The sequence below is a fragment of the Okeania sp. SIO2B3 genome (assembly GCF_010672525.1).
Classification (GTDB): domain Bacteria; phylum Cyanobacteriota; class Cyanobacteriia; order Cyanobacteriales; family Microcoleaceae; genus Okeania.
Window position 1 is genome coordinate 1 of sequence record NZ_JAAHGH010000012.1, and the last position, 25083, is coordinate 25083.

A 25083-nucleotide genomic window follows, 5' to 3' on the forward strand; every position below is an offset into this window, starting at 1 on the left:
TTAGCTACACCCACTAGAATTAATAGAGAGGTAGCTCCTAATCCTCTAAAAGTAGGTACACGAGTCGCACTTTCTACTGCCGTAGGGATAATTGCTACTAAACCAAGGAAAATAGCTCCTAGGAAAGTCAACCTATTCAAAACTTTCTCTATATAATCACTGGTAGTTTTACCTGGGCGAATACCTGGGATACTTGCCCCCATTTTCTTCAAATTCTGCGACATATCCACTGGGTTCATAATTAGGGAAGCGTAGAAATAACTGAAGAATAGAATTAGAACAAAGTAAAATAGAGCATACAGCCAAGGAGTTGGGCCACTAGGACTTATAGAAGTAATAATCTGAGATAAAACTGGATTATTGGCAAACTGAGCTAAGGATACAGGTAATATAAGAACGGCAGAAGCAAAGATAATTGGCATTACTCCACCTTGATTTAATCGTAAAGGTAAATAGCTTTTTGTTTCCCGATAAAGTTTTCTACCTACCTGGCGACGAGCTGAAAGTATAGGAATTCTCCGGCTTCCCTCTTGTACAAAGACAATGCCCACAATCATTACTAGGAATACCAGAAGCAGAATAATTGCACGACCGACAATAGCACGGTCTCCTCCTTCAAACAATTTAATAGTGTCGCCTAGTGATTGAGGTAACACAGCCACAATGTTGACAAATATCAACAATGATGCTCCATTACCTATTCCTCTTTCTGTAATTAATTCGGATATCCACATCACGAACATAGAACCTGCTGTAATTGCTAAAATAGTCTTAGCAATAAATAGAGGCCCTGGACTAATCGCGACACTTACCGACGATCCATTGATATTTGCAGATGAACTATTCAGAAATATTGCTAAACCAAAGCTTTGTAACACTGACCAACCCAAGGCCACATAGCGAGTGATTTGAGAAATTTTACGACGTCCTGCTTCTCCTTCATTTTTCTGCAGATTTTCTAAACTTGGTAAGGCTGCTGTCATCAATTGAATGATGATTGAAGCATTAATATAAGGTATGATGCCTAATGCAAAAATACCTAATGCCGAGAAACCCCCACCAGAAAACAGATCGAGAAATCCAGTTAAAGCCTGATCTCCGATACTTGCTTCAAAAGCTCCTCTATTTATTCCTGGTACTGGTAAGTACACACCTAGACGCACCAAAAGAAGTAAACCTATTGTCACTAGCAGTCGCCCCCGCAAGCCTGCTGCTTGGGCCATCTGCAAGAATGTTTCTTGAGCAGTTGGTGACTTGTCTCTACTAATGTCCATATTTATTTGAGATTTATATTTTATATTTTTGATTTTAGCAAAATTAGGTAGAATCCTCCGCTTCTAGAGATTTTATTTGTTTGAGAACCAAGGTTTTTCTTCAACTAAAGCTTTTGATACTCTACTTGAGTTGACATCATCCCTACACTCCCTTACAGGAGAGCGGGGGATTCCCTAACATCACTGATAGGGGCTTTCTGCTTCTTAGCACCCGCCTTCCGGGATTTGCTCCCTTTGGGTCTTACAGTCGCTCCACAGACTGACACTACGAGTCCCGCAGCCAAAATGTTCTTACTTGCATTTATGTCTCGATCATGGTGAACACCACACTCAGGACAATCGCATTTTCTAAATATTTAGAGGTGATTTTTCTACTACGATCCCTTACAGGATAGCGCTGGTCTTCTGCCAAGATTTTGATAACCTGAAAAAAACTAGAAAGTTTATTTGTTCGAGCCTATTTGTTGGCAACTACCACCTGCTGCTTCTATTTTGGAACGAGCTGTAGCTGTAAATCCTATAGCATGAACATTTAGTGCAACATTCAACTCTCCATCTCCGAGGACTTTGAGCGGTCCATCATTACTTGTAATAATTCCCGCTTCCATGAGAGAGGCAAGAGTTACCTCTGTGTTTGTTGGTAATGATGCCAACTTACCAACATTGATAATTGTATATTTTTTCCGATTTACCATCGGAAAGCTTTTTAACTTTGGCAAGCGACGATAAAGAGGATTTTGACCACCTTCAAAACCGGGTCTAGTACTGCTACCAGACCGAGATTTTTGACCGCGCATCCCCTTACCACAGCTTGCACCTTGACCTGCTGATATGCCTCGTCCTAATCTACGAGGGCGTTTCTGAGAACCTTTTTTAGGAATTGCATCTTTTAATCTCATATTGTTTTATCTTGCTACCTTTGAATTTGCCATTAAGATCAAGATTCAAATTTTATCTTTTCTTTTGCGGGTTTTATAACCCACCATCAACAGGGGTGCTTAAAACTTTTGCCTGTTACCTGTTGCCTATTCCATGTTCCCTGTTGCCTGCTATAGGACTAAGCATATAGATGTTCCACAGGCATATCTCTTTCTTGAGCTACATCGGCCAATGTTCTCAAAGCGGATAAGGCGTTAACAGCAGCTCTAGCATTGTTTAATGGATTATTAGACCCTAGCTGTTTGGCTAGTATATTCTGAACACCTGCTAGTTCCAGAACTGTTCTCACAGCTCCTCCCGCAATAACTCCCGTACCTGGTGCTGCTGGACGCATGATAACTTTAGCTCCACCACCAAAACCATTTACAAGATGAGGAATAGAGTTAGATTTTGTCAGAGGGACTTCAATCATATGTTTTTTGCCATCCGCAACTCCTTTCTTTACAGCACCTATAACATCTGCTGCTTTACCTACTCCGACGCCTACTTGACCTTTTTCATTGCCTACGACAACAATAGCTCGGAAACTCAGGTTTTTACCACCTTTAACAACTTTAGTGACTCGGCGGATTTGGACAACCCTTTCTTGCCATTCACTTTCTTTCTCTTTTGTACGGTTATTTTTTTTACGACGCTGCTGTTGTTCTGCCATAGTTGTTACCTTTTGTCAAGTTCATTTTTTGTGTGTAACTTTACTAATTATCTAGAAGTCTAATCCAGCTTCACGAGCTGCCTCAGCTAAAGCTTTTACACGGCCATGATAGATATTTCCACCACGGTCGAAAACTACTTTTTCTATTCCTTTTTCCAGCGATCGCTGTGCAATTAATTTTCCTACTTGCACAGAAGCATCACAGTTAGCTCCTGAACTTGATTTTAATTCTGGTTCTACAGTTGATGCTGCAACTAAGGTATGTTGTTTAGTATCATCAATTACTTGAGCATAGATATGCAGATTTGAGCGAAATACTGACAACCTAGGGCGTTCTGATGTACCAAAGACCTTTTTTCGCACCCGACGATGCCGCTTTCTAACGGAGTCTTTACGAGTATACTTCATTATTTCTTACCTGATTTACCTGCTTTGAGTTTAATCATTTCACCTGCATAGCGAATGCCTTTGCCTTTGTATACTTCTGGTGGACGAACAGCACGAATTCGCGCAGCAGTATTTCCTACTAATTCTTTATTTATGCCAGTAACAATTACATTAGTATTATTTTCTACTGCCACCTGAATACCTTCAGGAGGAGGCATTTCTACTGGTTTACTGTAACCTACGTTTAAGATCAAGTTCTTGCCTTGAACTTGAGCACGATATCCTACTCCTTGAATCTGTAGTCGCTTTTCATATCCCTTTGATACGCCTTCGACCATATTGGCAACTAAAGTTCGAGATAGGCCATATTGCTGACGAGCACGGCGAGTTTCAGTTCGTGGTTTAACCACAATAGTGTCTTCTTGCTCTTCAACAGCTATTTCTGGCGATATCACCCTAGAAAGTTCACCTTTCGGGCCTTTTACTGTCACTTTTTGACCATCAATGGTAATGGTCACTTTTTTGGGAATCTTGATTGGAAGTTTACCAATTCGAGACATAGCTTTCTTTGTATATGTATATAAGGTTGCTAGATATTGTTTTCTGTGGGTTAATGAATAGCTATTGATTCATTTTGTTCACTACCAAACATAACAAAGGACTTCTCCTCCGATGCCTCTTTTTCTAGCTTCTCTATCAGTCATAATTCCACTAGATGTAGAAATAATAGCTATTCCTATTCCACCTAAAACTCGTGGTAATTCTTTACGATTTTTATAGACCCGGAGTCCAGGTTTACTAACTCGTTTCAGATATCTAATAATCGGTTGTCGATTTTTGCCTTTGTATTTTAAAGAAATTACTAAGAACTTCTTAATACCTTCACCTTCTTGTTCAAATCCACCAATAAAACCTTCCTCGTTCAATACTTTGGCAATACTGCGAGTCATCTTTGTTGCTGGAACTTTTGTGGTTGTATGTTGCGCCATGCAGGAGTTGCGAATTCGCGTCAACATATCTGATATTGTGTCGTTAGCCGCCATTTTTTCCTTTTTTCCTTAACTACTTTAAGTTAATTATTCCGAAAGGGCATTCCCATTTCTTTAAGTAAGGCGCGGCCTTCCTCATCAGTGTTAGCTGTAGTAATAATTGAAATGTCCATTCCTCGAATTTGGTCAATACTGTCATATTCTATCTCTGGAAAAATTAGCTGCTCTTTTATGCCTAAACTGTAATTGCCTCGACCGTCAAAGCTTTTAGGATTTATGCCTCTAAAATCTCTAATTCTAGGTAATGCTAAATTAATTAGTCGGTCTAGGAATTCATACATTTTTCCAGAGCGTAGAGTCACCATAACTCCTACTGGCATTCCGTTACGGATTTTAAAGCCAGCTATCGCTTTTTTTGCCCTAGTTACTACTGGTTTTTGGCCTGTAATTGTAGCTATTTCTTTGATTGATGAGTCTAGAGCTTTAGCATTTTGAGATGCCTCCCCTAAACCCCGGTTCAATGTTACTTTAACCAGTTTTGGTACCTGGTGAATATTTTTATACTTAAATTGCTCCATCATTTTGGGAACAATTTTTTCTTGGTAAAAATTCTTTAGTCTTTCTGCCATAGTTTTGGTAACTATTAGTTTAGTAATTTATCCAGTAAATAGTGGTTTAATTCTGGTCTTTAATTTACTAATTTTAACCATTATTTACTTATGATTAATCAATAATTTCTCCTGTTTTTTTGAGCTTTCGCACTTTGCGACCATCATCTGTAAATGTATAACAAATGCGACTAGCTACCTTTTCTTTGCTAGAGTAGAGCATCACATTAGAACTGTGAATCGGAGCTTCAATTGTAACAATCTTACCTGACTCTCCTTCTTGCTGAGGTTTAACGTGCTTTGTTTTGACGTTAACATCTTTCACTACTACTTTGCTAACTTTTGGCAACACCTTCATAATTTCGCTTACTTTGCCTTTATCTTTTCCGGCAATTATTTGAACTGTGTCACCTTTCTTAACGTGCATTTTATAGCGTATAGGTTTTCCCTGTGCGCTCATTTGAGGTTTTTTCTTTTTAGAAGCCATTTATAGTACCTCCGGTGCTAGGGATACGATTTTAGTAAAATTTTTATCTCGTAATTCACGAGCTACTGGACCAAATACACGAGTTCCTCGTGGATTTCCATCCTGGTTAATAATTACTGCTGCATTATCGTCAAATCTAATACTCATGCCGGTCTCTCGACGTAAACCTTTCCTAGTACGGACAACAACAGCTCTCACTACATCTGACTTTTTGACAGCCATATTAGGAGATGCGTCTTTGACTACAGCTATTATAACGTCACCTATACGAGCATAGCGGCGATTGCCACCACCTATTACACGGATGCACATTAATTTTCGGGCACCGCTATTATCAGCTACATTTAATATGGACTGTTGTTGAATCATTGCTGTTTTTGTGATGTTTGATAGATGTGTTGGAATTAAAGTTAATTGATTTGTTAATTTTCATAGGTTTACAAAGGCCAATAAAACCAACCATTAACTAATCTTGGAGTTGAGGATTTCAGCAAGTTGCCAACGTTTAGTACGACTCATTGGACGAGTTTCTGTAATCCGAACTCGATCGCCTTCATTGCATTTATTTTCTTCGTCGTGAACTTTATATTTTTTAGTTTTCACAACTGTTTTGCCGTACTTCGGGTGAGCAGAGCGGTTTTCGATCGCCACCACTATTGTTTTGTCCATTTTGTTGCTGACAACTACACCTACTCTTTCTTTAGCTGCCATAATTTTCCTTGTTTTATGAATAATAAAGTGTTCTTTAATTTTCCCGATAAATACTTTTAATACAATGTAAACAATTAATAATTTACTAATTGCAACACTTATTAAAGTTTTAATTTATTCTGTGTCATCTGCTGCTTCAACACTGGTAGTTAAAGATGGGTTGGAAACTGATTCTGCTACTTCTTGAGTAGAAGCTTCTGCTTCTTTTTCTAATTCTCGTTCTCTTTCTATTGTTAACAATTGAGCCAGTCGATGACGATTGTGTTTAAACAAGTGAGGTTTTTCCAATCTTCCGGTAGCTTTTAACATTCGTAAATTGAACAATTCTCGCTTAGTTTTAACTATTTCAGCAACAAGCTCGTCATCACTCAAATTCCTCACTTCTTCTATTTTAGGAAAAGGCATAGATTATTAATCTCCATCGCGTGTAATAAACCTAGTCTTAATTGGCAACTTAAATGATGCTAAACGCATAGCTTCGCGAGCGATTTCTTCTGCAACCCCACCTAACTCAAACATAATACGCCCTGGTTTAACTACTGCCACCCAATATTCTGGGGCACCTTTACCAGAACCCATACGGGTTTCTGCTGCTCGCATTGTCACGGGTTTATCTGGAAATATACGAATCCAAATTTTCCCACCCCTACGGATATAACGAGTCATGGCACGACGAGAAGCTTCTATTTGACGGGAAGTAATCCAAGAAGGTTCTAATGCTTGGAGAGCAAATTCACCGAAGGCAATGCTATTGCCACTATTTGCATTACCTCTCATTCGTCCGCGTTGCTGTTTACGGAATTTTGTTCTTTTAGGACTTAACATAGTCTACTATTTTGTGCTTAATTTAGTATTTTCCTAGAAAGTCAGTTAAATGCTTTGATAGTTATTTACCCTTCGTTAGACCTATCTTCATATTGCTGACGACGTTTTTGTTGTCTACGTTTTGGTTGATTTACTTGAGCATTTCCCACATCTTCTTGACCAGGAATAATTTCTCCTTTGAAGATCCAAATCTTGATCCCCAGGATGCCGTAAATTGTTTTAGCAGTACAGTAGGCATAATCAATATCCGCTCTCAATGTATGCAATGGCACACTACCTTCTCTTGTTACCTCGGTACGAGCGATTTCTGCTCCATTGACTCTTCCACTTACCTGCACTTTTATGCCTTCTACGCCAGCCTTTTGAGATCTAGTTATAGCTTGGCGTACAACTCGACGAAAAGAAACCCTTTTCTCTAGTTGTTGAGCAATGTACTCGCCAAGAAGCATGGCATCACTGTCTACTTTTGTAACTTCAACAACGTTGATTCTGATTTGACGGTTGCTACCCAAAAGTTGTTGTAAACCTACTCTCAAAGATTCAATACCTGCTCCACCTCTACCAACCACTACACCTGGTCTAGCAGTGCTAACTTCTAAGTCTATCTGGTCTGCCTTTCGCTCAATTCTGACTTGAGAGATACCTGCATTGGTTAGAGTTTGCTTTACATATTTACGAATTTTGTGGTCTTCTTCCAACAGATCTGGGTAGTTTTTAGCATCGGCATACCAACGAGAGCGATGCTCTTGGGTTACGCCTAATCTAAAACCAATTGGATGTATTTTTTGTCCCATTACTTCTATACTTAAATTAATGTCATCTAATCGTTCAAATTCCTTCCCTTACTTATCAACTACAGGAGCTACTGCAACTGTGATATGACAAGTAGGTTTACGAATTCTGTAAGCACGACCTTGAGCGCGGGGTCGGTAGCGTGGTAAACAAGGCCCTTGATCTGCAAAAGCTTTGGATACAACTAAGGTTTCTGGATCTATTCCTTGATTATTCTCGGCATTCGCTGCTGCTGAACGCAATACTTTACGCACAGGTTCACAGGAACGATATGGCATAAATTCAAGTATGATCAATGCTTTGCGGTAAGAGATGCCGCGAATTTGATCAAGTACACGTCGCACTTTAAAGGGAGACATTCGGATGTAACGGGCTATTGCTTTTACTTCTGCACTGGTATCTACAGGCATACCTTTCTCCAATTATCAATTTCAACAAGTTTTCTATTTATCTTTTAGACTTTCTATCTGAGCCGTGACCTCGATATGTCCTCGTCGGTGCAAATTCCCCTAATTTATGGCCTACCATCTGATCGGATATAAAAACAGGGACGTGTTGCCGTCCGTTATGTACTGCGATCGTATGACCCACCATATCAGGAATAATAGTTGAAGCTCTTGACCAAGTTTTAATTACTTGTTTTTGATTTTTCTCGTTTAAGTCTTCTATTTTTTTCAATAGATGATCTGCGATGAATGGTCCTTTTTTTAATGATCGAGCCATAATTAAATTTATGATTGATTTAATACAATTCAAGTTAGAGAAGTTAACCAGGATTTCAAGGCTTCTTTTCCTAACTCTTGTGTTTTCAACTTCTTTGCTGTCAGAATTACTCAAGTTGATGCACAATAATTTAATATTTATCGATCATCAACCACAGACTGATTTTAGCTTTGCCGTCCACCTTTACCTCGTTTAGAGGATTTACGACGACGTTGTACGATTAAAGCATCACTCCGTTTTTTCTTCTTACGAGTTTTCAGACCTAATGCTGGCTTACCCCAAGGAGTAACTGGTCCGCTTCTACCGACTGGTGCCCGGCCTTCACCACCACCATGAGGGTGATCGACTGGGTTCATCACACTACCTCTAACTGTTGGTCTTTTACCTTTCCAGCGGTTCCGACCTGCTTTTCCTAAGCTGATATTTCGATGATCGATGTTGCCTACTTGGCCAATAGTGGCGTAGCAACTTGCTCTGACTTTACGCCGTTCGCCAGAAGGGAGTTTGATTGTTACATATTCGCCTTCTTTTGCCACCAATTGAGCAGCGGCACCAGCAGCACGGACTATTTGTCCTCCTTTTCCTGGAACAAGTTCTACATTATGAACGTCTGTACCCAGAGGAATTTGACTCAGAGGTAAGGCGTTGCCAATTTCGATGGGAGCGTTGATGCCTGAAATAACAGATGTATCAACTTTTAATCCTACAGGATGAAGGATATAACGTTTTTCTCCATCTTGATAATGTAGTAGTGCTATTCTGGCGTTCCGGTTCGGGTCGTATTCTACTGATGCGACTTTGGCCGGAATATTATGTTTGTTACGACGGAAGTCGATAACACGATATAGTTTCTTGCTACCTCCACCTCGGTGACGACAGGTAATTACACCACGGTTGTTACGACCCTTTCGTCTATGCTTGTTTTTTACCAGGGACTTTTCTGGTTTTGAGCTAGTTATCTCAGCAAAGTCTGATACACTATGTTCTCGGGTACTTGGAGTATAGGGTCGATAGGAACGAATACCCATAATTAATTTTCTATGCCACTTGAGATTTTACAGATTTAAAGATTTTAAATTTAGTTTAGTTTTCTTAGAGGTCTGGGAATAGAACTTTCCTAATTGGTTCTCCATCTTCTAAGCTGACAATTGCTCTTTTGTATCTAGGTTTGAAGCCTTGAAATTTACCTACTCTTTTCTTTTTTCTTGGTAAATTTAGGGTATTCATACCTATTACTTTTACTTCAAATAGTTGTTCTATTGCTGCTTTGATCATTGGCTTTGTTGCCCTTGGATCTACATCAAATGTGTATTGATTTAGTTCCATTAATCTAGTAGCTTTTTCTGTGACAACTGGGCATTTTACTATATCCACTAAGTCTCGTGAATCAACTTTTATCCCCATAGGTCTCCTGAATTTTCTCTATTGCTGCTGCTGTAGCTATGATTTTATCTGCTTCTAGAATATCGTAAATATTCAAGTTATTAGCTAGAGAGATTTTCAGTTTCGCAATATTACGACCTGACAGATATACATTTTCTTGTTTCTCTTCTAATACCAGCAGAACTTTAGATTCTGGTTCTACTCCCCAACGAGCGATCGCTTGGACTAATTCTTTGGTTTTTGGTTTTGTTAATTGCTCGGAAATATTTTCGATCGCAATTAAGTCTTCTGAACGACTTTGGAAGGCAGTGCTGAGTGCTAGACGTTTTTCCTTGCGGTTCATTTTATGGGAGTAGTCTCTTGGTTTAGGACCAAAAATTACACCACCACCACGCCATAGAGGGGAACGGATGGAACCTGCTCTTGCTCTACCTGTTCCTTTTTGTCGCCAAGGTTTACGACCTCCACCTCTGACTTCTGCTCTTGTTTTTGTGCTGGCTGTTCCTTGGCGGTTATTCGCCATTTGTAGTCTTAAGGACCTATGAACAACATGGGCTGCACTTTCTTCTTTTGCTACTCGTAAGTTGAGAGTTGCTTGTCCAACTTCTTCACCTTGCCAGTTTTTTATGATACAATCAACCATCTTTTTTTCTCAAAAATTTTTTTTTCTTTTCCTTTATGTATGGGTTTAATACCCCACCGTCACCCGCGGTGCTTAAAATTCTTTGGGGTGAGTAGACGCGGAGTGGAAGGTCGCCCTTCTATTCCCATACAATTTTCCCTTCTGCCTCCTGCCTCCTGCCTTCTGCCTTCTTCAATTTTGACCTACTATGTTGGCTGGAGCAATGCTGACTAATGTGCCTGGTTTACCAGGAATGCTTCCTTTGATCAGCAATAGGTCTCTTTCTGTATCTATTCTCACGACTTTGAGTTTTCTAGTAGTGACTCGCACGTTTCCTAAATGTCCTGCCATTTTCTTACCTGGATAAACACGCCCTGGTGTTGTTCCTGGACCTGTGGAGCCAGGCAAACGATGGTTTTTGGAACCGTGAGCCATTGGTCCACGTCTAAAGTTATGACGTTTCTGATAGCCAGCAAAGCCTTTACCAATACTTTTTCCTGTGACATCAACGAGTTGGCCTGCTTCAAATAGATCGACTTTTATTTGTTGACCTAGTTCAAAGTTACCTGTATTTTCTACTCTGTATTCTCGTAGATGACGTAAGGGAATACCACCAGATTTAACTAAATGTCCTTGTTGAGCATTAGTCAAATACCTATTAACTTCTTTTGGTTCTTTGATATTGAGTTGACGGGTTTTATTTTTGGCTTCTCCATATCCTATTTGAATTGAAGTATAACCGTCTGTTTGTTCGGTTTTAATTTGGGTTACTACACATGGACCAGCTTGTACTACTGTTACAGGAATTGCTGCTCCTGTTTCAGGTTCAAATACTTGTGTCATGCCTAGTTTTTTCCCAAGGATACCAACTACCACTGTCGCTCTCCTATACTTTATTTATGCACTACAAAAATAATGTTTTTTTTACTAGCTGTCAGCTATCAGCTATTAGCTATCAGCCTAAAAATTTGTATTAGGTATCTGTTTGCGGAGCATTCCGTCAGGAAACGCTTTTTAGTTGAAATAATTGATTTTTTTAACAGATTTGTACCTAATAATTAATAAATCATATTATTTACACATAAATAATAGTTTAAACTTATCCCTATATCTTAATTACAACAGTGGTTAATTTCATCACTATTTCTTAGGAGCGATCGCCCTAAGTCTATTGTTAGTAATAGTTAACTTCTGTTTGATTGTATTAGGATAGGTTTTACTGCTTTAACCAAGTTTATGATCAACTTTGATGCTTTTTAAAATAACATCAGAATTAAACATATTATTAGTATTAAACCAGTAGCGTTGCTAGATTTAACTAATGACTTAAGCTTGTATTAGTCTTGATTGTGACATACTCCCACGCCAACCTTAAGGTATGGTGTGGGCTTCTCGTTTCCCAGTCCCGCTATTGCGTCGGACTCCACAAGCTTTAAGAACGGAATGCCCTACCGCCCTATTTTTGATATTTATTGCTGCATTCAAATCGCAGTCAATAATCACACTGCAATTGGCACAAGAATGAGTTCTTTCTGATAATTTTTTGGGGACTTTTTTACCACAATTTGAACAATTTTGGCTGGTCTTTTGAGGATTCACAGCTATAGTCTTCTATCCAGCATTTTCAGCTTTGACAGTTAAAATAGTTAGAATTTGTCCCCATCCAGTTGATTGCCCAAGTTTTAAGCTTGATTTTCCCACCAGAAACAGAAATTTTTAAATTAAATAATGGTGAAAAACTCCAGAATGGCATTGTCAATCAATTGGACTTGGACATCGAATCCAATTAATTTACCACCGATTCATCTCACACCAATTTTTCAAATATGGCGTGAGGCTTCTCGGCGATGTAGCTAATTTTTTCTCTTAAAGTACTAGAGAATTTATAGAACTAATACTCTGCATGACAATAAGATATCATCGTTTAATAACAACGATAATATTTATATTTACCAGCTATTATTTTTTAGCTTTTTGTCTTTAGCTCTAGTTCTTAGCTTTATTGTCGCCAGGACTTGAGTAGCTTGCTAATCAGTATCCTTTTTTTTCTAGGAAGTGTAGAAACTTACAAAACTGACTATTTCTTCATTCTTAGAGTTGAAATAGATAGCTAAGTAATCGTTTATTAACCTTGGTACAACCCCGATAGGAGTTAACATAGGTCATACTTACCTAGTATTTCACTTTTTTCGGCGACAATATATAATTATATAGTATTTACTAAGACTTGTCTAGTAGTTTAAATAATTTTTTTTTCAGGTTGCTAGGAAGACAAGTATCTTTGATTTAAACAACTATAATCCAGATATAACCACCTACAATTTAAAAATTAGGGACAAGATTGAGCATGGCACTAATTACTACTGGTCGAGGAATGATTAAAGATTTGGAGAAGTCTGGGTCTTTGGCCGTTTATGTTCCTTTGGAAGGAGGTTTTGAAGGGCGTTATCAACGTCGTTTAAGGGCTTCTGGCTATGTAAGTCACAATATTACTGCTAGAGGTCTTGGGGATTTGGCCATGTATCTGACAGGGGTGCATGGAGTCAGACCTCCTCACTTAGGTAAGAAAAGTACAGGTAATGGCCCAGCAGTTGGTTATGTTTACTATGTACCGCCAATTGTTAGCTATCGATTGGAACAATTACCACCTAAAGCTAAGGGTTTGGTTCTGTGGATTATAGAAGGCCAGATTCTATCTAGTCAAGAAATTGAGTATTTAACTGTCCTACCTAAATCAGAACCACGAGTTAAGGTGATAGTAGAAATGGGAGGCGATCGCTTCTTTAGATGGACACCACTTCAAGATGCTTTGGTACCTGGCTAAAGAGTTTTTAAGCTAACATTATTCATTGTACTTCAAATTTTTTTGAGCTAAAGGCTACTATATAAGCGTGAGAGAACGCTATTATCCCCTAATTTCCCTAAAAAAAGGCCACTGGTTCAAGTTGATCTGTGGGGCCAGCTTTCAACATCTGCCAACAGTAAGAAATTTAACATTAGCTTATACTTTGGCAGGTGCGGATTGTATTGATGTGGCTGCCGATCCAGCGGCGATCGCTTCTGCTGGGCAGGCTTTGCAGGTAGCAAGGGCTCTCAAACATTGGGCCAATAGTCAGGGATTTGGCTACCAAACAGTACCATGGATAATGGTCAGTATCAATGATGGAGAAGATCCTCATTTCCGGAAAGCTGAGTTTGACCCTACTGTTTGCCCCACAGACTGCTGGCGACCTTGTGAGAGAGTCTGTCCGGCAGATGCTATAGTTTTTTCGGAAGATAGAGATACTATAACTTCTGGTAATTCAGGGGTTATTGATGAACTTTGCTACGGTTGTGGAAGATGTTTGTCTGTATGTCCTAAGCAGCTAATACAGGCTCGCTCTTATGTATCCACTCCTACTTCTATTGCATCATTAGTATTGCAGACTGGTGTAGATGCCATTGAAATTCATACTCAAGTGGGAAGAGAAACTGATTTTAGGCGACTCTGGAAAAGCATAAAACCTTGGGTAAGTCAATTAAAACTAATTGCTATTAGTTGCCCTGATGGAGAAGGGCTAGTAGAATATTTACAAAGTTTGTATGAAATTATTTCTCCTCTTCCTTGCGCTCTAATCTGGCAAACTGATGGTAAACCGATGAGTGGAGATATTGGGGCAGGTAGCACAATGGCTGCGATCGCATTGAGTCAAAAGGTTTTGAATGCAAAACTACCAGGGTATGTACAGCTAGCAGGAGGCACAAATAATTCTACTGTAGCCAAGCTTGTTGCTAAAGGTTTGCTAGCTTCTGAGAATAACAAACAAGAAAAATCTACTAAAAATTTAAATACTTATATTCCGGAAAATAGATTTGTTTCTGGTGTAGCTTATGGTAGCTATGCCCGCGTTTTGTTGTCACCAATTTTGGAAAAATTAGAAAAAATGCACAAATCACAGCTGCAGGCAATTGAATCTGTCTACAGTACAACTACCGCTAATGCCAAAGCACTCACTAATGATTCCCAGCTAACAAAGCTGGAAGTTTTACCGGAACTTCTTTGGGAAGCAGTCAGTTTAGCGAACTCTTTAGTTTCCCAAATCAAAAAATCGGATCTAAGTAAAATGAGGAATTAGTAATGAATTTCCATAAGAGAATTTTCTTTGATACCAACATGGAAATAGAAGGCGGGTTGAAATCAGGGTAAAAACGCTTAAACTTCAGTATGTATGTGTTAAGCTCGCCCCCTCAAGATTTATAATTCGGTCAGTCGCCGGAATTGATATAAATCATAGTTTCAGTTTTTGCCTCAAAAGCTTTTTTCTCACCCACCAGTAGAATAGAAGTCACTTTTAACAAAGTATGCAGATAACAGACGACCTTAATAGATTACTAGAAATTGTACCAGACCAAGTTAGACGGCCTCTACTGCAACATCAACAGCGAAATAACCTGATCGAAATTGTGATGGATCTGGGTCGCCTCCCAGAAGCTCGTTTTCCATCCCATGCAGAATACCTGGGCGAAATTCCTATTTCTAGAAAAGACCTCAATTATTCCATAGAACGAGTTGGTCATTTTAGCAGCGATAATCGAGCAGGTATTGAGCAAACGCTACACCGGATTAGTGCTATTCGCAATCGCACGGGAGAAGTTATTGGTTTGACTTGTCGAGTAGGGCGGGCAGTTTTTGGCACAATTGGTATGATTCGCGAGTTAGTGGAAACCGGAAGGTCGATTTTGATGCTCGGTCGCCCTGGTGTAGGAAAAACAACGGCACTACGAGAAATTGCACGGGTGCTGGCTGATGATTTAGAAAAACGGGTGGTGATTATTGATAGCTCTAATGAAATTGCTGGGGATGGAGATGTTCCTCACCCTGCTATTGGTCGTGCCCGTCGGATGCAAGTTGCTCGCCCGGAACAACAGCATCAAGTGATGATTGAGGCGGTGGAAAATCATATGCCAGAGGTAATTGTGATTGATGAGATTGGTACGGAATTGGAGGCTCTGGCAGCGAGGACTATTGCAGAGCGTGGCGTACAGTTAGTGGGAACTGCTCATGGTAATCAGATGGAAAATTTGGTAAAAAATCCGACTCTATCCGATTTAATTGGGGGTATTCAGGCTGTAACTTTGGGAGATGACGAAGCACGACGTCGGGGTTCTCAAAAAACTGTTCTGGAACGTAAAGCGCCGCCAACTTTTGAAATTGCTGTGGAAATGTTGGAAAGACAGCGTTGGGTAGTTCACGAGCAGGTGGCTGATACTGTTGATGCTTTGCTGCGGGGGCAGAAACCTAATCCACAAGTGAGGACTGTGGATGAGAATGGTGAGGTGAAGATAACACGAGAGTATAATAGTACTCCAAGATTGGGTGGGGGTGTTAATCAGAATGCGGGAGCGCTATTGGGACAGTCAGGGGGAATGTTGACTTCTCGTAGTGGTTTTCGTGATTCTGGTTATATTATGCCATTGCCTAATAAAGCTCAAGTTAATCAACCAGTAGAGTTTTCTGAGTCTAAGTCTTTTGAAGAATTATTGGATGAGTCTTTCTCGGGAAATGGGATGTTTTCTAATGGAAATTCAGGGCGTTGGGAAGCTCAGGCGACGGGTCCGAATGGTGAGGATTTGCCTTTGCATATTTATCCTTATGCAATTCCACGTCATCAAATGGAACAGGTGATTAGTACTTTGGGTTTGCCTGTGGTTTTGACTAAGGATATTGATAGTGCGGATGTGGTGTTGGCTTTGCGAACGCATACCCGGAAACAATCTAAGTTACGACATATTGCTAAAGCTCGTCATGTGCCTATTCATGTGATTAAAAATAGTGGTTTGCCTCAAATTGCTAAGGCATTGCGACGGTTATTGGATATGGAAGATCCTAGCACTCCTGAATTTGCTGATTTGAATTTGTTTGCTGCTTCAGCTTCGGAAGATGAGATGGAGGCTTTGGAGGAAGCACGGTTAGCAGTGGAACAAATTGTGATTCCAAAGGGGCAACCTGTGGAACTTTTGCCACGGTCTCCAAAGGTGCGGAAGATGCAGCATGAACTTGTGGAACATTATCGCTTGAAGTCTGCTAGTTTTGGAGATGAGCCTAACCGACGTCTGCGAATTTATCCTGCGTAATGGAATGTAATTAGGGCTTGCTGAAAAAGTCTTTTAGTAGGGGTAGGAGACAACCCACCCCTAACCCCTCCGGTGGAGGGGAAGACAGGAGACAGGAGACAGGAGAAATGGGAATTGTAGAGGAGGTAGGAGGAATTATTGTCCCAAGATTGTTCTGCCATAATCGCCCCAAAATACTAGCGTGCATGAGCTTGAGCAACCGAAAAGCTTGCACTTTTTCAAGGCAAAAAAAGGCAGCAAATCAATATCAGTCAATGCTTTGATATTTAATCAGCAAGCCCTAATTAAGATTCAAAAGTCAAAGTTCAAAGCTCAAAATCAAAGTATGTTTTGAGGGAAGGTATTTTAATTTTGACTAAAGAATTTTGGCTTTTGATTTATATAGAACCCATTTGATATCATGTCCGGTTGAATAATTAGACTTTGGTGGAAGGAAGGCAGGAGGCAGGAGGCAGGAGGCAGGAGGTTTTCTCAAGAGTGTCACCTTAATTTTATACACGCTCCGATGCTACCGGACATGATATGAGATATATCTAGGGTTTGCTGAAGAAATCTTCATAATATAAGTCCTGGATTATTTAAGTTGATAGGCTTAAAGTAAATGTGGATTTATGAGGGGCTGCGTGCGGAATTTACTTCCGCACTTAAAACGCCCCGTCCCATTTGTGGTGGGTTAACCACATAATCCAGGGTGTTTCAACCCCTGGATATGTCAAATGATATTATTCCTTGATTAAGTCAATGCTCTCTCGCGAGAGCTATTGACTTTAATCTTGGTAGATTAATTTAGCTTGAGCTTACCCTGCTACCACACCATAAAGTCTGCGGACAATTTGCTGCTGACACTCTTGCTAGAAGCACCAAACAGAAAAATATAATCCCAGATTTTACTAATTATGTAGGTTTCTGATCAAGGTGGAAAATTTAAAGTTATTTTTTAAATTCTTCTTCTTTAGACTCAAAAAATTAAGCGTGTTTTTTCAGCCAGCTAAACATAGCGCGCAAGTCTTTACCCACTTCTTCAACAGGGTGTTCTGCTTGTTGGCGACGCATGGCGGTAAATACAGGTTTGCCTGTTTGGTTTTCCATGACAAATTCGCGGGCAAATTGACCAGATTGAATTTCGCTTAGGATTTTCCGCATCTCGGCACGAGTTTGGTCATTAACGATGCGAGGGCCACGAGTATAGTCGCCAAATTCAGCAGTATTGGAGATACTGTCGCGCATTTTTGCTAGGCCACCTTCAACAACGAGATCGACAATTAGTTTGACTTCGTGGAGACATTCAAAGTAAGCTAATTCTGGCTGATAACCTGCATTTACTAGAGTTTCAAACCCGGCTTTGATTAATTCACTTAGGCCACCACAGAGAACAGCTTGTTCGCCAAAGAGGTCAGTTTCAGTTTCTTCCCGGAAGCTGGTTTCGAGAATACCTGCGCGAGTTCCACCTATACCTTTGGCATAAGCCATGGCGCGATCGCGTGCTTGACCAGAAGCATCTTGGAAGATGGCAAATAGACAAGGTACTCCTTCTCCTTGTTCATAAGTGCGTCTAACCAAATGTCCAGGTCCTTTGGGGGCAACCATAACGACATCTACGTTTGATGGAGGTATAATTTGAGCAAAATGAATATTAAAGCCGTGGGCAAAGGCTAGAATTTTTCCTTCTGTGAGATTAGGTTCAATTTCGTTTTTATAGACGGTTTTCTGCACTTCGTCTGGCAAAAGAATCATAATTAGGTCTGCTTTTTCGGCAGCTTTGTCTACTGGGTAAACATCTAGACCTGCTTCTTTTGCTTTGTGGGCAGACTTACTGCCTGGATATAGTCCTACAATTACTTTTGAGCCACTATCTTTGAGATTTAGCGCGTGAGCATGACCTTGGGAACCATAACCAATGATGGCAATAGTTTTGTTGTTTAAGATGTCCAGGTTGGCATCGGTATCATAGTACATTTTGGCCATTATTTTGTCTCCTGTCAGCAACTATATATTATTTATGCAAAACTTCTATTGTATCAAATATCGGTAAAATTTTCTACTCTACACTCTATAACCAAGTGGTGGTGCATTGTCATGGTGGTTTATCTCAACGTTGGTCCTTGACCCGCGCTCTCCCGTTTTGCTGGCGCATAACTTTCCTAACGGAATGCTCCGCAAACGTTAACGGCTGTCGCCGACATGGAAAGCGGAGCATTCCGTCAGGAAAAGGCGGAGCAAGTGCGGCAGCTATTAGGGGAGCGGAGGGATGGGAATGCGAGCGCATTCCGGAGGAAAAACCAATCAATTTTGCGGCCCATGCCAATAGTATCAGGATTTACGCAAAGACACTATATATAGCGCATAGAAAATAGAGCGATTGCTGACGCAAAGCTCCGCTAACGCCTAAAAAATTATAGCCATCGCCCAGCTTTGCTGATTCTAAACAATCCAGAAAAACTTAAATGACTGTCATTTTAATTGCCGGATATTTGAGTTCAGAGACTAGATATTTAGATAAACAAAATCTCTGCCCCGTGTTTCAACATTTTTCAAATAACGATTAATTTGATCGTGGCTAACTTCTTCCAGATGATCGGCAAGATTTGTGAGAGTATAATTGTTCTGAGTTCTTATTACATACTGACAATATTTTATATAATTAAAATTCATCTTAAAGTATTGACAAGTAATTGGTCTGATACTAACCTATGATACCAAGTAATTTATAGTAATTTTTGGTTGATTTTTAAGGTTTTTATATTTTGTTGTTCAAGCGATCGCCAAATAGAGAAATCCGGGTAAGGTACAACACTATATATAGTGTCTTTGCGTAAGTCCAAAGTCCAAGGTCGGGGGAGAGGCGAGGGGTGGGTTGTCTCCTGTCTCCTCCCCTCACCCAATAAGACTTTTTCAGCAAACCCTAATTATTAATTATTAATTATTAATTATTAATTATTAATTATTAATTAATTAATACCCATTAGGTCCAATAGTAGTGTCGTTGTATTCTGCCATGGATAAATCAACTTTTTTAGCTCGAAATAAATTACACCATCCCAATTTAGCATTATCTAATTTTGCCTTCTCTAGATTAGCTTTTCTTAAATCTGCATGCCTTAAATCTGTGTCTGTGAGGTCAGCATTATATAAATTTGCACCTTGTAAATTGACTTGATTCAAATTTGCACCACTGAGGCTAGCATTACGCAAATTAGCTCTCGATAGATTTCCCAGGGAAATATTGGTATTAGATAAGTTAGCTTGATAAAGTTTAATATCTCCCATTTCTACTTCTTGCAAATTACATCCTTTAAGATTAGCTTGATTCAAATTTGCATAAGGCATATAAGCTCTTGTTAAATCACAACCTTTTAAATTAATTCCTTCTAAATCAGCCTCAAATAATTCAATATTACTCAAATCAATATCACAAAATTCTCTTTGACCTTCCGCGTATCTTGCCAGTAATTCCTCTGCACTCATTTTCTCCATCTTAATATTTTTAGAGCTACTTGATTAGCAGTTGATAACTATCATTTATATATTAAATTGTGAGTATTTATACTCACTTGTTTTTATTAAGCTTAATATTAAGATTGCCTTATAAAAATTACTGCGATTCTAATCCTTTTTTAAGATTTGTAAAATTTTTATTTAGGAATGTCAAAATCATAACTATATCTAATAATACCTAACAAGAATATGACAGAAGTTAAACAATCCATCGCTCAACATTACCATGAGCGGACAAAATATGACCCAGAAACAATAGGAAGTAAAAATCGCCAACTAGACTGGGAAAAACAACCAGTACCATTCAAAAAATATAAAGTCGGGACAACTATTGACCTCAAACCCTATCTGCAAGAACAAATTAATCAAGAAAAAGATTTAGGAGAAGGAGAAAGGCTATCTAATTTATTTTTATGTAGCTATGGCTTAACTGGTAAAGTGGCAACAATGATGGGAAATCATTACTTAAGAGCTGCTCCCTCTGCTGGAGGTTTGTATCCTGCGGAGGTTTATTTAATTTCCCGTGGCACACCTCTATTACCTGCCGGACTATATAATTATCAGGCCAAAACTCATTCCTTACTCAGATTTTGGGATAATAGAATCTGGCCAGAATTGCAAGATGCTTGTTTTTGGCATCCAGCTTTAGAAAGTACAAAATTAGCGATCGCCATAACTACTATTTTCTATCGCTCTGCTTGGCGTTATGAAGACCGAGCATATAGAAGAATATTTTTAGATACAGGTCATTTACTAGGTAATATTGAATTAGCTTCTGCTTTTACCAACTACCGACCTCATCTAATTGGTGGGTTTACTGATGAAGCAGTAAATCAAATACTTTATCTAGATACTCAAGAAGAACAGGCGATCGCTATTGTTGCTCTGGCAGATCTACTAGATATTGAACAAAATCTCTCACAATGGGAAAGTGCTCTACCTTCTGGCACTCAAACAAATTATCCTCCAATTCCAGATGGTGAATTGCTAAAACATTTACATCAAGCTGCTCACATCAACTCAAATTCTCCAAAAGTACCTACCTGGAAAACAAGAGAAACTCCTGAATACTCAGAAGATAAATACAACTTCCCATTCTGTACAAAAGTTTCTACTGTCACTCCCTCTATTTCATGGGGCAAAGACTTAGGAGCTTTAAGAAAAACTATTCTCAAAAGACGCTCTACTCGGGAGTATACTGGGGAACCAATTGCTTTAAAGGAACTATTAGCGGTATTAGATTTTACTTATCAACCCGATCATTATATTAATCAAGGTTTAGATCGTAACCCTGATTATTTTGACCTGAGTTTAATCGAAACATTTATTGCTGTTTCAGGAGTAGATGGTTTAGAAGAAGGTTGTTATTATTATGCTCCAGTAGCTCAAGAGTTACGACAAATTAGGTTTAAAAATTTTCGACAGGAGCTACATTTTCTATGCTTGGGGCAGGAATTAGGGAGAGATGCTGCTGTTGTGCTATTTCATACCGCTGACCTCAAAAAAGCTGTAGCAAAATATGGCGATCGCGTTTACCGTTACCTTCATGCAGATGCAGGCCATCTTGGGCAAAGACTAAATTTAGCAGCTATTTATCTTGATTTAGGTGTTAGTGGTATCGGTGGTTTCTTTGACGATCGTGTGAATGAAGTTTTAGGTATTCCTTTGGATGAAGCTGTTTTGTATATTTCTACTTTAGGTCAACCGCGATCGCAATAATTAGGATTGGGTAGCATAATTAAAAACGTTTGACTGTGCTACCTTTCTATAATATCAAATCCGGTTGAATACTTATTAGAGTTGTTGGGAGTAGGGCAGTAGGGTACCCTCCCCTCGCCCCTCCCCCGACCGTGGAGGGGAATGTGGGGAGTGGGGAAGTAGGGAAGATTAAATAGGGTTTGCGCTTCACTAGTCTTTTAGTAGGGGTAGGAGACAACCCACCCGCGGGGCCCGACCATGGAGGGGAAAGACAGGAGGAGCGAGTCAGGAGGGAAGAAAGAGGAATAGAAGGAGAAAGTTTTTTCATCGGGTAAAGGTCACGGAGTTCTATAAAGCTCTTATCCGGATATGATATCATACCTCAAATTACCAACGCCGCATTGGAGCAAATAGAAAGACATAAACCTGACTTAATCATCTTGGACATTGTGATGCCAGAGACTTGATCTGATTTGTATTTTTTGGCAATTGCTAAACTATTGAATGGCAAATATTTGATATTCTTCAAGTTTTTTATTTTCATACCTTGATTTAGCAACGCCGCCGTATTTTGCTCCAAATTGTTTATATTCCGTTAGCTTCAGCTTAATTTGCTAGTTGGTTATTCATCTTCTTCATCTTCTTCATCCTCTTCATCTTCTTCATCCTCTTCATCTTCTTCATCTTCATCCTCTTCCTCCTCTTCCTCTTTATCCTCGGGGTCTTGATCTTCTAGACTATTCTTACCTTTGCGACCGCCACGATGGGGAATTTCAATCCCTGCTTCTTCAAAAGCATCTACAATCATTGTACGCAAACACAATTCTACATCTTCGTTTGCGCCCGGTTTAACTTGTGTCGTCGTCTGAATTACTAACTGATATCTATCAAACTTTTCAACCCCGTCTACCTCAGTCGCTTCTAAAACATCCTCATTATTTTCCTTTAATTTTTGCCCCACTGCTTCTATCACTTTGTAAACGTGTTCGAGATTAGCATCATAAGCAACACCGACGCTTACCGCAGCTTCACTATATCTGGAATAGTTAACAATATTACCAATTTCGCCGTTGCGAATAATATAGTTTTTATCCTCAAAACTAATACGGGTAGTTTTAAGTTCGATCGCTGTCACATAACCTTTTATGTCATCAATTTCCACAAAATCACCTACTAAGTAGTAGCCTTCAAATAAATTAAACAACCCAGCTACTACATCTTCAACAATACTCTGTGCTCCCATGCTCACACCAAGACCAAGAATACCAGCACTTGCGAGTACAGGAGTAGAGTCAATCTCGAGGACATTGAGAATAGCGATCATTGCACCAACGTAGGTGAGATATTTGAGAGTACTCTCGAACAATGGTAAGAGAGTCTCTCGTCTCTTTCTGTCAATTTCATCTAATTCTTTGTCGTCACCAAGGAGAAATTTTCTGGCCAAAAGTTTGCCTATCTCTTCAATCACACGACTAATATAAAATATGCCGACGATCTGAATAACTATAGGTCCAATAGTTGCTAGATACTTAATAAATTCTAGTTGCTGAAACACTAGAGTTGCCATAGACAAGTAGATTACATACTCAAGACATCGTTTTGATAGGGGGATGAGATGGCGGAGACTATCGTATAAGCGCAGCAGTTTGTTAGGACTGGAGTATTTTTCGCTGAGAGCATCTAGTGTGTCGATAATTATGATGTTGGCTTTGACCAGAATTATGCCTACTGTAATAATGACATATATCCTCAGAGCAATATACATATATTGCGGAATTACTTCTGGTAGTTGGATAAATTGAGTACATAAGGTTAGACTCAACAGCCAAATAATGTTAATTAGGTTGAGACTGAGAAAGTCAAAGAAAGATTCTATACTTTCATCATTAGCTGTAATATATTCAAATCTTTTGGTGCGGTCGGACAGGTTATCTATTGAACGTTGGATGTAAGGTTGGGTAATGGCGACGAAGAGTAATAAGAATAAACTTCTGCCTACTCCCATACCTAGATTTTCCCAGAATTCTTTGGGAATACTATTAATAAATGATTTGGTGTATTCTAGTAGATTTTCTCCTTGATATATTAACCAACTATTAAATCCTAATATCAGAATTCCGAGTAATCCACCACTTAGGGTTAATACAGTCTGGATATTCTTTTGGGTATTTTGAATTGTGATTTTAACTTTCTTGCTTGAAACAGCTTTGGTTAGTTGTTTTAAAATTTCTCCAGCTAACCAATTAATTATGCTGAAAATCACGAGTAGCAAACCAATTTCTGCTACTATAACCAAGAAATTTTGTACTGCCAGCATTTTGGAAAACTCCTAGTTATCTTTTTAGATCAAAATTTTAACTTTAATGCACCTAAAACAAGAATTTAGAAAAATTATTTTCCAATTAATTATACCAGTTCTTAATGTTTTACAAACTTTATATTAACTATTGGTCAAAAGTTATTCTTTCTCTAATAGGCAGGTATCTGAATCTAAAATCTAGTTTATAGTATTTCTCATGGAGGTGAGATATACCAATTGCATAAAATATTGCTAAACTCACAGAATAGACATCTCCGATAATTCACTTAAACCTCTGTAAAAAATTGTTAAATCTTAAATTTATGCAGAGGTATAATACCTATATAACCCCTCAATAATTCGTATTTTTGCTTCACTTGGGGAGACCCTAAGACCGCACTAAATAACTGCGTCGGCGACAGACAGTAAGCAGTCAAGGGATGGCGTTTATTGTGCCATAGGCAACTGCTTCCTCGCCATCTCTCGATCAATAGATAAGTATGTAAAAAAGGTATAATATCATGTCCGGTTGAACAGTTATAAATAAACGACGGAGTCCTCAGGAGTCAACCCACCCCTCGCCCCTCCCCTCCTGGGAGGGGTTAGGGGTGGGTTGGGAGAAAAAAAGAGGGAAGAAGAAGGAAAAAAAAGGAGAAAGTTTTTTCATCACTAATTATCCGGACATGATATAACTATTATAATTATTCTAGTTGGATAGATAGTACTACAGATGTCAGAATGTTGGTTAGTATATTCCTTTAATTGTGAGGACTTAAACTTCAAAAATTATGACTTATTTACCGAATAATTAATAATTAAATAATTAAATAATTAAATAATTAAACAATTCGGCTTACTCTGCCTCCCCTTTCAAGGGGAAAAAAGCGGTCGAGGGATGGCGAGGTTTCCTCGCCATATCCAATCGACCAAGAGAATAAATTTTTTCCTTATGGGTCAATTCTCTCCCTAAAAGGGAGAGGTAATTATCAATTATCAATTATCCATTAATAAACATGACCATTGGAGTATTTTATACCATTTATCCTAACTTATAACTATAGGTCGCCAATGCAACGGCGACCCTA

The 25083-nt window shown here is 39.1% G+C and carries 28 protein-coding genes and 2 pseudogenes; 4 read left to right on the forward strand and 26 right to left on the reverse strand.

The genetic code is table 11. The features are described from left to right. The 21 genes and pseudogenes from secY to F6K15_RS13100 all read right to left on the reverse strand — a co-directional run. Positions 1–1274, reverse strand: a 1274-nt coding sequence (gene secY, locus F6K15_RS13000; RefSeq protein ID WP_293061394.1) for a preprotein translocase subunit SecY, incomplete at its 3' end; no start/stop codon positions are given. 152 nt (positions 1275–1426) lie between these two features. Continuing rightward, positions 1427–1658: pseudogene (locus tag F6K15_RS13005) on the reverse strand (zinc ribbon domain-containing protein); the annotation flags it as partial. A 59-nt stretch (positions 1659–1717) separates the two neighbouring features. Continuing rightward, a complete protein-coding gene (gene rplO / locus F6K15_RS13010; protein ID WP_293061396.1) occupies positions 1718–2173 on the reverse strand; it encodes a 50S ribosomal protein L15 in 456 nt (151 codons plus the stop codon). 158 nt (positions 2174–2331) lie between these two features. Then, positions 2332–2865, reverse strand: a complete 534-nt coding sequence (gene rpsE / locus F6K15_RS13015) for a 30S ribosomal protein S5 (protein ID WP_293061398.1) — start codon at positions 2863–2865, stop codon at positions 2332–2334. A gap of 51 nt (positions 2866–2916) precedes the next feature. Beyond that, entirely contained in the window at positions 2917–3273 is a 357-nt protein-coding gene (gene rplR / locus F6K15_RS13020; RefSeq protein ID WP_202225083.1) for a 50S ribosomal protein L18, read from the reverse strand. Further along, positions 3273–3812, reverse strand: a complete 540-nt coding sequence (gene rplF / locus F6K15_RS13025; RefSeq protein ID WP_293061402.1) for a 50S ribosomal protein L6 — start codon at positions 3810–3812, stop codon at positions 3273–3275. Before rplF ends, rplR begins: the two co-directional genes overlap by 1 nt. An 81-nt stretch (positions 3813–3893) precedes the next feature. After that, positions 3894–4295 (reverse strand): 30S ribosomal protein S8, encoded by a 402-nt coding sequence (gene rpsH, locus F6K15_RS13030; RefSeq protein WP_293061404.1) that lies wholly within the window; start codon positions 4293–4295, stop codon positions 3894–3896. Between the two features lie 29 nt (positions 4296–4324). Continuing rightward, entirely contained in the window at positions 4325–4870 is a 546-nt protein-coding gene (gene rplE / locus F6K15_RS13035; protein WP_293061406.1) for a 50S ribosomal protein L5, read from the reverse strand. Positions 4871–4964: 94 nt separating this feature from the next. Next, positions 4965–5336 (reverse strand): 50S ribosomal protein L24, encoded by a 372-nt coding sequence (rplX, locus tag F6K15_RS13040; protein WP_293061407.1) that lies wholly within the window; start codon positions 5334–5336, stop codon positions 4965–4967. Beyond that, positions 5337–5705 carry a 50S ribosomal protein L14 gene (rplN, locus tag F6K15_RS13045; protein WP_293061408.1) on the reverse strand — a complete coding sequence of 123 codons (369 nt, stop codon included), beginning with the start codon at positions 5703–5705 and terminating at the stop codon, positions 5337–5339. It lies immediately after the preceding gene. A 93-nt stretch (positions 5706–5798) separates the two neighbouring features. Next, complete coding sequence (rpsQ, locus tag F6K15_RS13050; RefSeq protein WP_124145123.1) at positions 5799–6047, reverse strand: 30S ribosomal protein S17; 249 nt, start codon at positions 6045–6047, stop codon at positions 5799–5801. A gap of 114 nt (positions 6048–6161) precedes the next feature. Continuing rightward, positions 6162–6452, reverse strand: coding sequence for a 50S ribosomal protein L29 (gene rpmC, locus F6K15_RS13055; RefSeq protein ID WP_293061409.1), 291 nt, complete (start codon positions 6450–6452; stop codon positions 6162–6164). A 6-nt stretch (positions 6453–6458) separates the two neighbouring features. After that, positions 6459–6872: a 50S ribosomal protein L16 gene (gene rplP, locus F6K15_RS13060; protein WP_293061411.1), complete on the reverse strand. Its 414-nt coding sequence runs from the start codon at positions 6870–6872 to the stop codon at positions 6459–6461. A gap of 65 nt (positions 6873–6937) precedes the next feature. After that, positions 6938–7666 carry a 30S ribosomal protein S3 gene (gene rpsC / locus F6K15_RS13065; RefSeq protein WP_293061413.1) on the reverse strand — a complete coding sequence of 243 codons (729 nt, stop codon included), beginning with the start codon at positions 7664–7666 and terminating at the stop codon, positions 6938–6940. A gap of 48 nt (positions 7667–7714) precedes the next feature. Further along, entirely contained in the window at positions 7715–8074 is a 360-nt protein-coding gene (rplV, locus tag F6K15_RS13070; protein ID WP_293061415.1) for a 50S ribosomal protein L22, read from the reverse strand. A 37-nt stretch (positions 8075–8111) separates the two neighbouring features. Next, positions 8112–8387, reverse strand: a complete 276-nt coding sequence (gene rpsS, locus F6K15_RS13075; protein WP_124145128.1) for a 30S ribosomal protein S19 — start codon at positions 8385–8387, stop codon at positions 8112–8114. Positions 8388–8551: 164 nt separating this feature from the next. Next, positions 8552–9415: a 50S ribosomal protein L2 gene (rplB, locus tag F6K15_RS13080; RefSeq protein WP_293061417.1), complete on the reverse strand. Its 864-nt coding sequence runs from the start codon at positions 9413–9415 to the stop codon at positions 8552–8554. A gap of 64 nt (positions 9416–9479) precedes the next feature. After that, positions 9480–9791, reverse strand: coding sequence for a 50S ribosomal protein L23 (locus F6K15_RS13085; protein ID WP_287522673.1), 312 nt, complete (start codon positions 9789–9791; stop codon positions 9480–9482). Beyond that, positions 9775–10413, reverse strand: a complete 639-nt coding sequence (gene rplD / locus F6K15_RS13090; protein WP_293061422.1) for a 50S ribosomal protein L4 — start codon at positions 10411–10413, stop codon at positions 9775–9777. The genes F6K15_RS13085 and rplD overlap by 17 nt, the downstream gene beginning before the upstream one ends. Before the next feature lie 171 nt (positions 10414–10584). Beyond that, positions 10585–11268, reverse strand: a complete 684-nt coding sequence (gene rplC / locus F6K15_RS13095) for a 50S ribosomal protein L3 (protein WP_293061424.1) — start codon at positions 11266–11268, stop codon at positions 10585–10587. A gap of 495 nt (positions 11269–11763) precedes the next feature. After that, positions 11764–11991, reverse strand: coding sequence for a transposase (locus F6K15_RS13100; protein ID WP_237397077.1), 228 nt, complete (start codon positions 11989–11991; stop codon positions 11764–11766). Positions 11992–12739: 748 nt separating this feature from the next. Here F6K15_RS13100 and F6K15_RS13105 point away from each other — a divergent pair. The 3 genes from F6K15_RS13105 to F6K15_RS13115 all read left to right on the forward strand — a co-directional run bounded on the left by F6K15_RS13105 (position 12740) and on the right by F6K15_RS13115 (position 16506). Further along, positions 12740–13216 (forward strand): NAD(P)H-quinone oxidoreductase subunit N, encoded by a 477-nt coding sequence (locus F6K15_RS13105; RefSeq protein ID WP_293061426.1) that lies wholly within the window; start codon positions 12740–12742, stop codon positions 13214–13216. Positions 13217–13283: 67 nt separating this feature from the next. Continuing rightward, positions 13284–14507, forward strand: coding sequence for a circadian clock protein LdpA (gene ldpA, locus F6K15_RS13110; RefSeq protein ID WP_293061427.1), 1224 nt, complete (start codon positions 13284–13286; stop codon positions 14505–14507). Between the two features lie 226 nt (positions 14508–14733). Then, positions 14734–16506, forward strand: coding sequence for a R3H domain-containing nucleic acid-binding protein (locus tag F6K15_RS13115; RefSeq protein WP_293061428.1), 1773 nt, complete (start codon positions 14734–14736; stop codon positions 16504–16506). A gap of 966 nt (positions 16507–17472) precedes the next feature. Here the strand turns inward: F6K15_RS13115 and ilvC are convergent. The 3 genes and pseudogenes from ilvC to F6K15_RS13130 all read right to left on the reverse strand — a co-directional run bounded on the left by ilvC (position 17473) and on the right by F6K15_RS13130 (position 19971). Continuing rightward, on the reverse strand, positions 17473–18471 hold the full coding sequence (ilvC, locus tag F6K15_RS13120; protein ID WP_293061430.1) for a ketol-acid reductoisomerase: 999 nt from the start codon (positions 18469–18471) through the stop codon (positions 17473–17475). Positions 18472–19038: 567 nt separating this feature from the next. Continuing rightward, positions 19039–19158: pseudogene (locus tag F6K15_RS13125) on the reverse strand (IS701 family transposase); the annotation flags it as partial. Between the two features lie 300 nt (positions 19159–19458). Then, the gene (locus tag F6K15_RS13130) at positions 19459–19971 is read right to left on the reverse strand and encodes a pentapeptide repeat-containing protein (RefSeq protein WP_363267886.1); all 513 of its coding nucleotides are present in this window, start codon (positions 19969–19971) and stop codon (positions 19459–19461) included. Positions 19972–20190: 219 nt separating this feature from the next. On the opposite strand from F6K15_RS13130, the gene F6K15_RS13135 reads away from it, so the two are divergent. Further along, positions 20191–21720: a SagB/ThcOx family dehydrogenase gene (locus F6K15_RS13135; protein WP_293061434.1), complete on the forward strand. Its 1530-nt coding sequence runs from the start codon at positions 20191–20193 to the stop codon at positions 21718–21720. Positions 21721–22081: 361 nt separating this feature from the next. Here the strand turns inward: F6K15_RS13135 and F6K15_RS13140 are convergent, their stop codons facing one another. Together F6K15_RS13140 and F6K15_RS13145 are read right to left on the reverse strand one after the other, a co-directional pair. Beyond that, positions 22082–22243 (reverse strand): hypothetical protein, encoded by a 162-nt coding sequence (locus tag F6K15_RS13140; RefSeq protein ID WP_293061436.1) that lies wholly within the window; start codon positions 22241–22243, stop codon positions 22082–22084. 78 nt (positions 22244–22321) lie between these two features. Then, positions 22322–24016 (reverse strand): mechanosensitive ion channel family protein, encoded by a 1695-nt coding sequence (locus F6K15_RS13145; RefSeq protein WP_293061437.1) that lies wholly within the window; start codon positions 24014–24016, stop codon positions 22322–22324. Positions 24017–25083 lie beyond the last annotated feature (1067 nt).

What these genes read in the sequence shown, in the direction of transcription:
- rplO (WP_293061396.1), bottom strand. Translation starts at nt 2,173, where the DNA reads ATGAGATTAAAAGATGCAATTCCTAAAAAAGGTTCTCAGAAACGCCCT.
- rpsE (WP_293061398.1), bottom strand. Translation starts at nt 2,865, where the DNA reads ATGGCAGAACAACAGCAGCGTCGTAAAAAAAATAACCGTACAAAAGAG.
- rplR (WP_202225083.1), bottom strand. Translation starts at nt 3,273, where the DNA reads ATGAAGTATACTCGTAAAGACTCCGTTAGAAAGCGGCATCGTCGGGTG.
- rplF (WP_293061402.1), bottom strand. Translation starts at nt 3,812, where the DNA reads ATGTCTCGAATTGGTAAACTTCCAATCAAGATTCCCAAAAAAGTGACC.
- rpsH (WP_293061404.1), bottom strand. Translation starts at nt 4,295, where the DNA reads ATGGCGGCTAACGACACAATATCAGATATGTTGACGCGAATTCGCAAC.
- rplE (WP_293061406.1), bottom strand. Translation starts at nt 4,870, where the DNA reads ATGGCAGAAAGACTAAAGAATTTTTACCAAGAAAAAATTGTTCCCAAA.
- rplX (WP_293061407.1), bottom strand. Translation starts at nt 5,336, where the DNA reads ATGGCTTCTAAAAAGAAAAAACCTCAAATGAGCGCACAGGGAAAACCT.
- rplN (WP_293061408.1), bottom strand. Translation starts at nt 5,705, where the DNA reads ATGATTCAACAACAGTCCATATTAAATGTAGCTGATAATAGCGGTGCC.
- rpsQ (WP_124145123.1), bottom strand. Translation starts at nt 6,047, where the DNA reads ATGGCAGCTAAAGAAAGAGTAGGTGTAGTTGTCAGCAACAAAATGGAC.
- rpmC (WP_293061409.1), bottom strand. Translation starts at nt 6,452, where the DNA reads ATGCCTTTTCCTAAAATAGAAGAAGTGAGGAATTTGAGTGATGACGAG.
- rplP (WP_293061411.1), bottom strand. Translation starts at nt 6,872, where the DNA reads ATGTTAAGTCCTAAAAGAACAAAATTCCGTAAACAGCAACGCGGACGA.
- rpsC (WP_293061413.1), bottom strand. Translation starts at nt 7,666, where the DNA reads ATGGGACAAAAAATACATCCAATTGGTTTTAGATTAGGCGTAACCCAA.
- rplV (WP_293061415.1), bottom strand. Translation starts at nt 8,074, where the DNA reads ATGCCTGTAGATACCAGTGCAGAAGTAAAAGCAATAGCCCGTTACATC.
- rpsS (WP_124145128.1), bottom strand. Translation starts at nt 8,387, where the DNA reads ATGGCTCGATCATTAAAAAAAGGACCATTCATCGCAGATCATCTATTG.
- rplB (WP_293061417.1), bottom strand. Translation starts at nt 9,415, where the DNA reads ATGGGTATTCGTTCCTATCGACCCTATACTCCAAGTACCCGAGAACAT.
- F6K15_RS13085 (WP_287522673.1), bottom strand. Translation starts at nt 9,791, where the DNA reads ATGGGGATAAAAGTTGATTCACGAGACTTAGTGGATATAGTAAAATGC.
- rplD (WP_293061422.1), bottom strand. Translation starts at nt 10,413, where the DNA reads ATGGTTGATTGTATCATAAAAAACTGGCAAGGTGAAGAAGTTGGACAA.
- F6K15_RS13105 (WP_293061426.1), top strand. Translation starts at nt 12,740, where the DNA reads ATGGCACTAATTACTACTGGTCGAGGAATGATTAAAGATTTGGAGAAG.
- F6K15_RS13115 (WP_293061428.1), top strand. Translation starts at nt 14,734, where the DNA reads ATGCAGATAACAGACGACCTTAATAGATTACTAGAAATTGTACCAGAC.
- ilvC (WP_293061430.1), bottom strand. Translation starts at nt 18,471, where the DNA reads ATGGCCAAAATGTACTATGATACCGATGCCAACCTGGACATCTTAAAC.
- F6K15_RS13130 (WP_363267886.1), bottom strand. Translation starts at nt 19,971, where the DNA reads ATGAGTGCAGAGGAATTACTGGCAAGATACGCGGAAGGTCAAAGAGAA.
- F6K15_RS13135 (WP_293061434.1), top strand. Translation starts at nt 20,191, where the DNA reads ATGACAGAAGTTAAACAATCCATCGCTCAACATTACCATGAGCGGACA.
- F6K15_RS13140 (WP_293061436.1), bottom strand. Translation starts at nt 22,243, where the DNA reads ATGAAAATAAAAAACTTGAAGAATATCAAATATTTGCCATTCAATAGT.
- F6K15_RS13145 (WP_293061437.1), bottom strand. Translation starts at nt 24,016, where the DNA reads ATGCTGGCAGTACAAAATTTCTTGGTTATAGTAGCAGAAATTGGTTTG.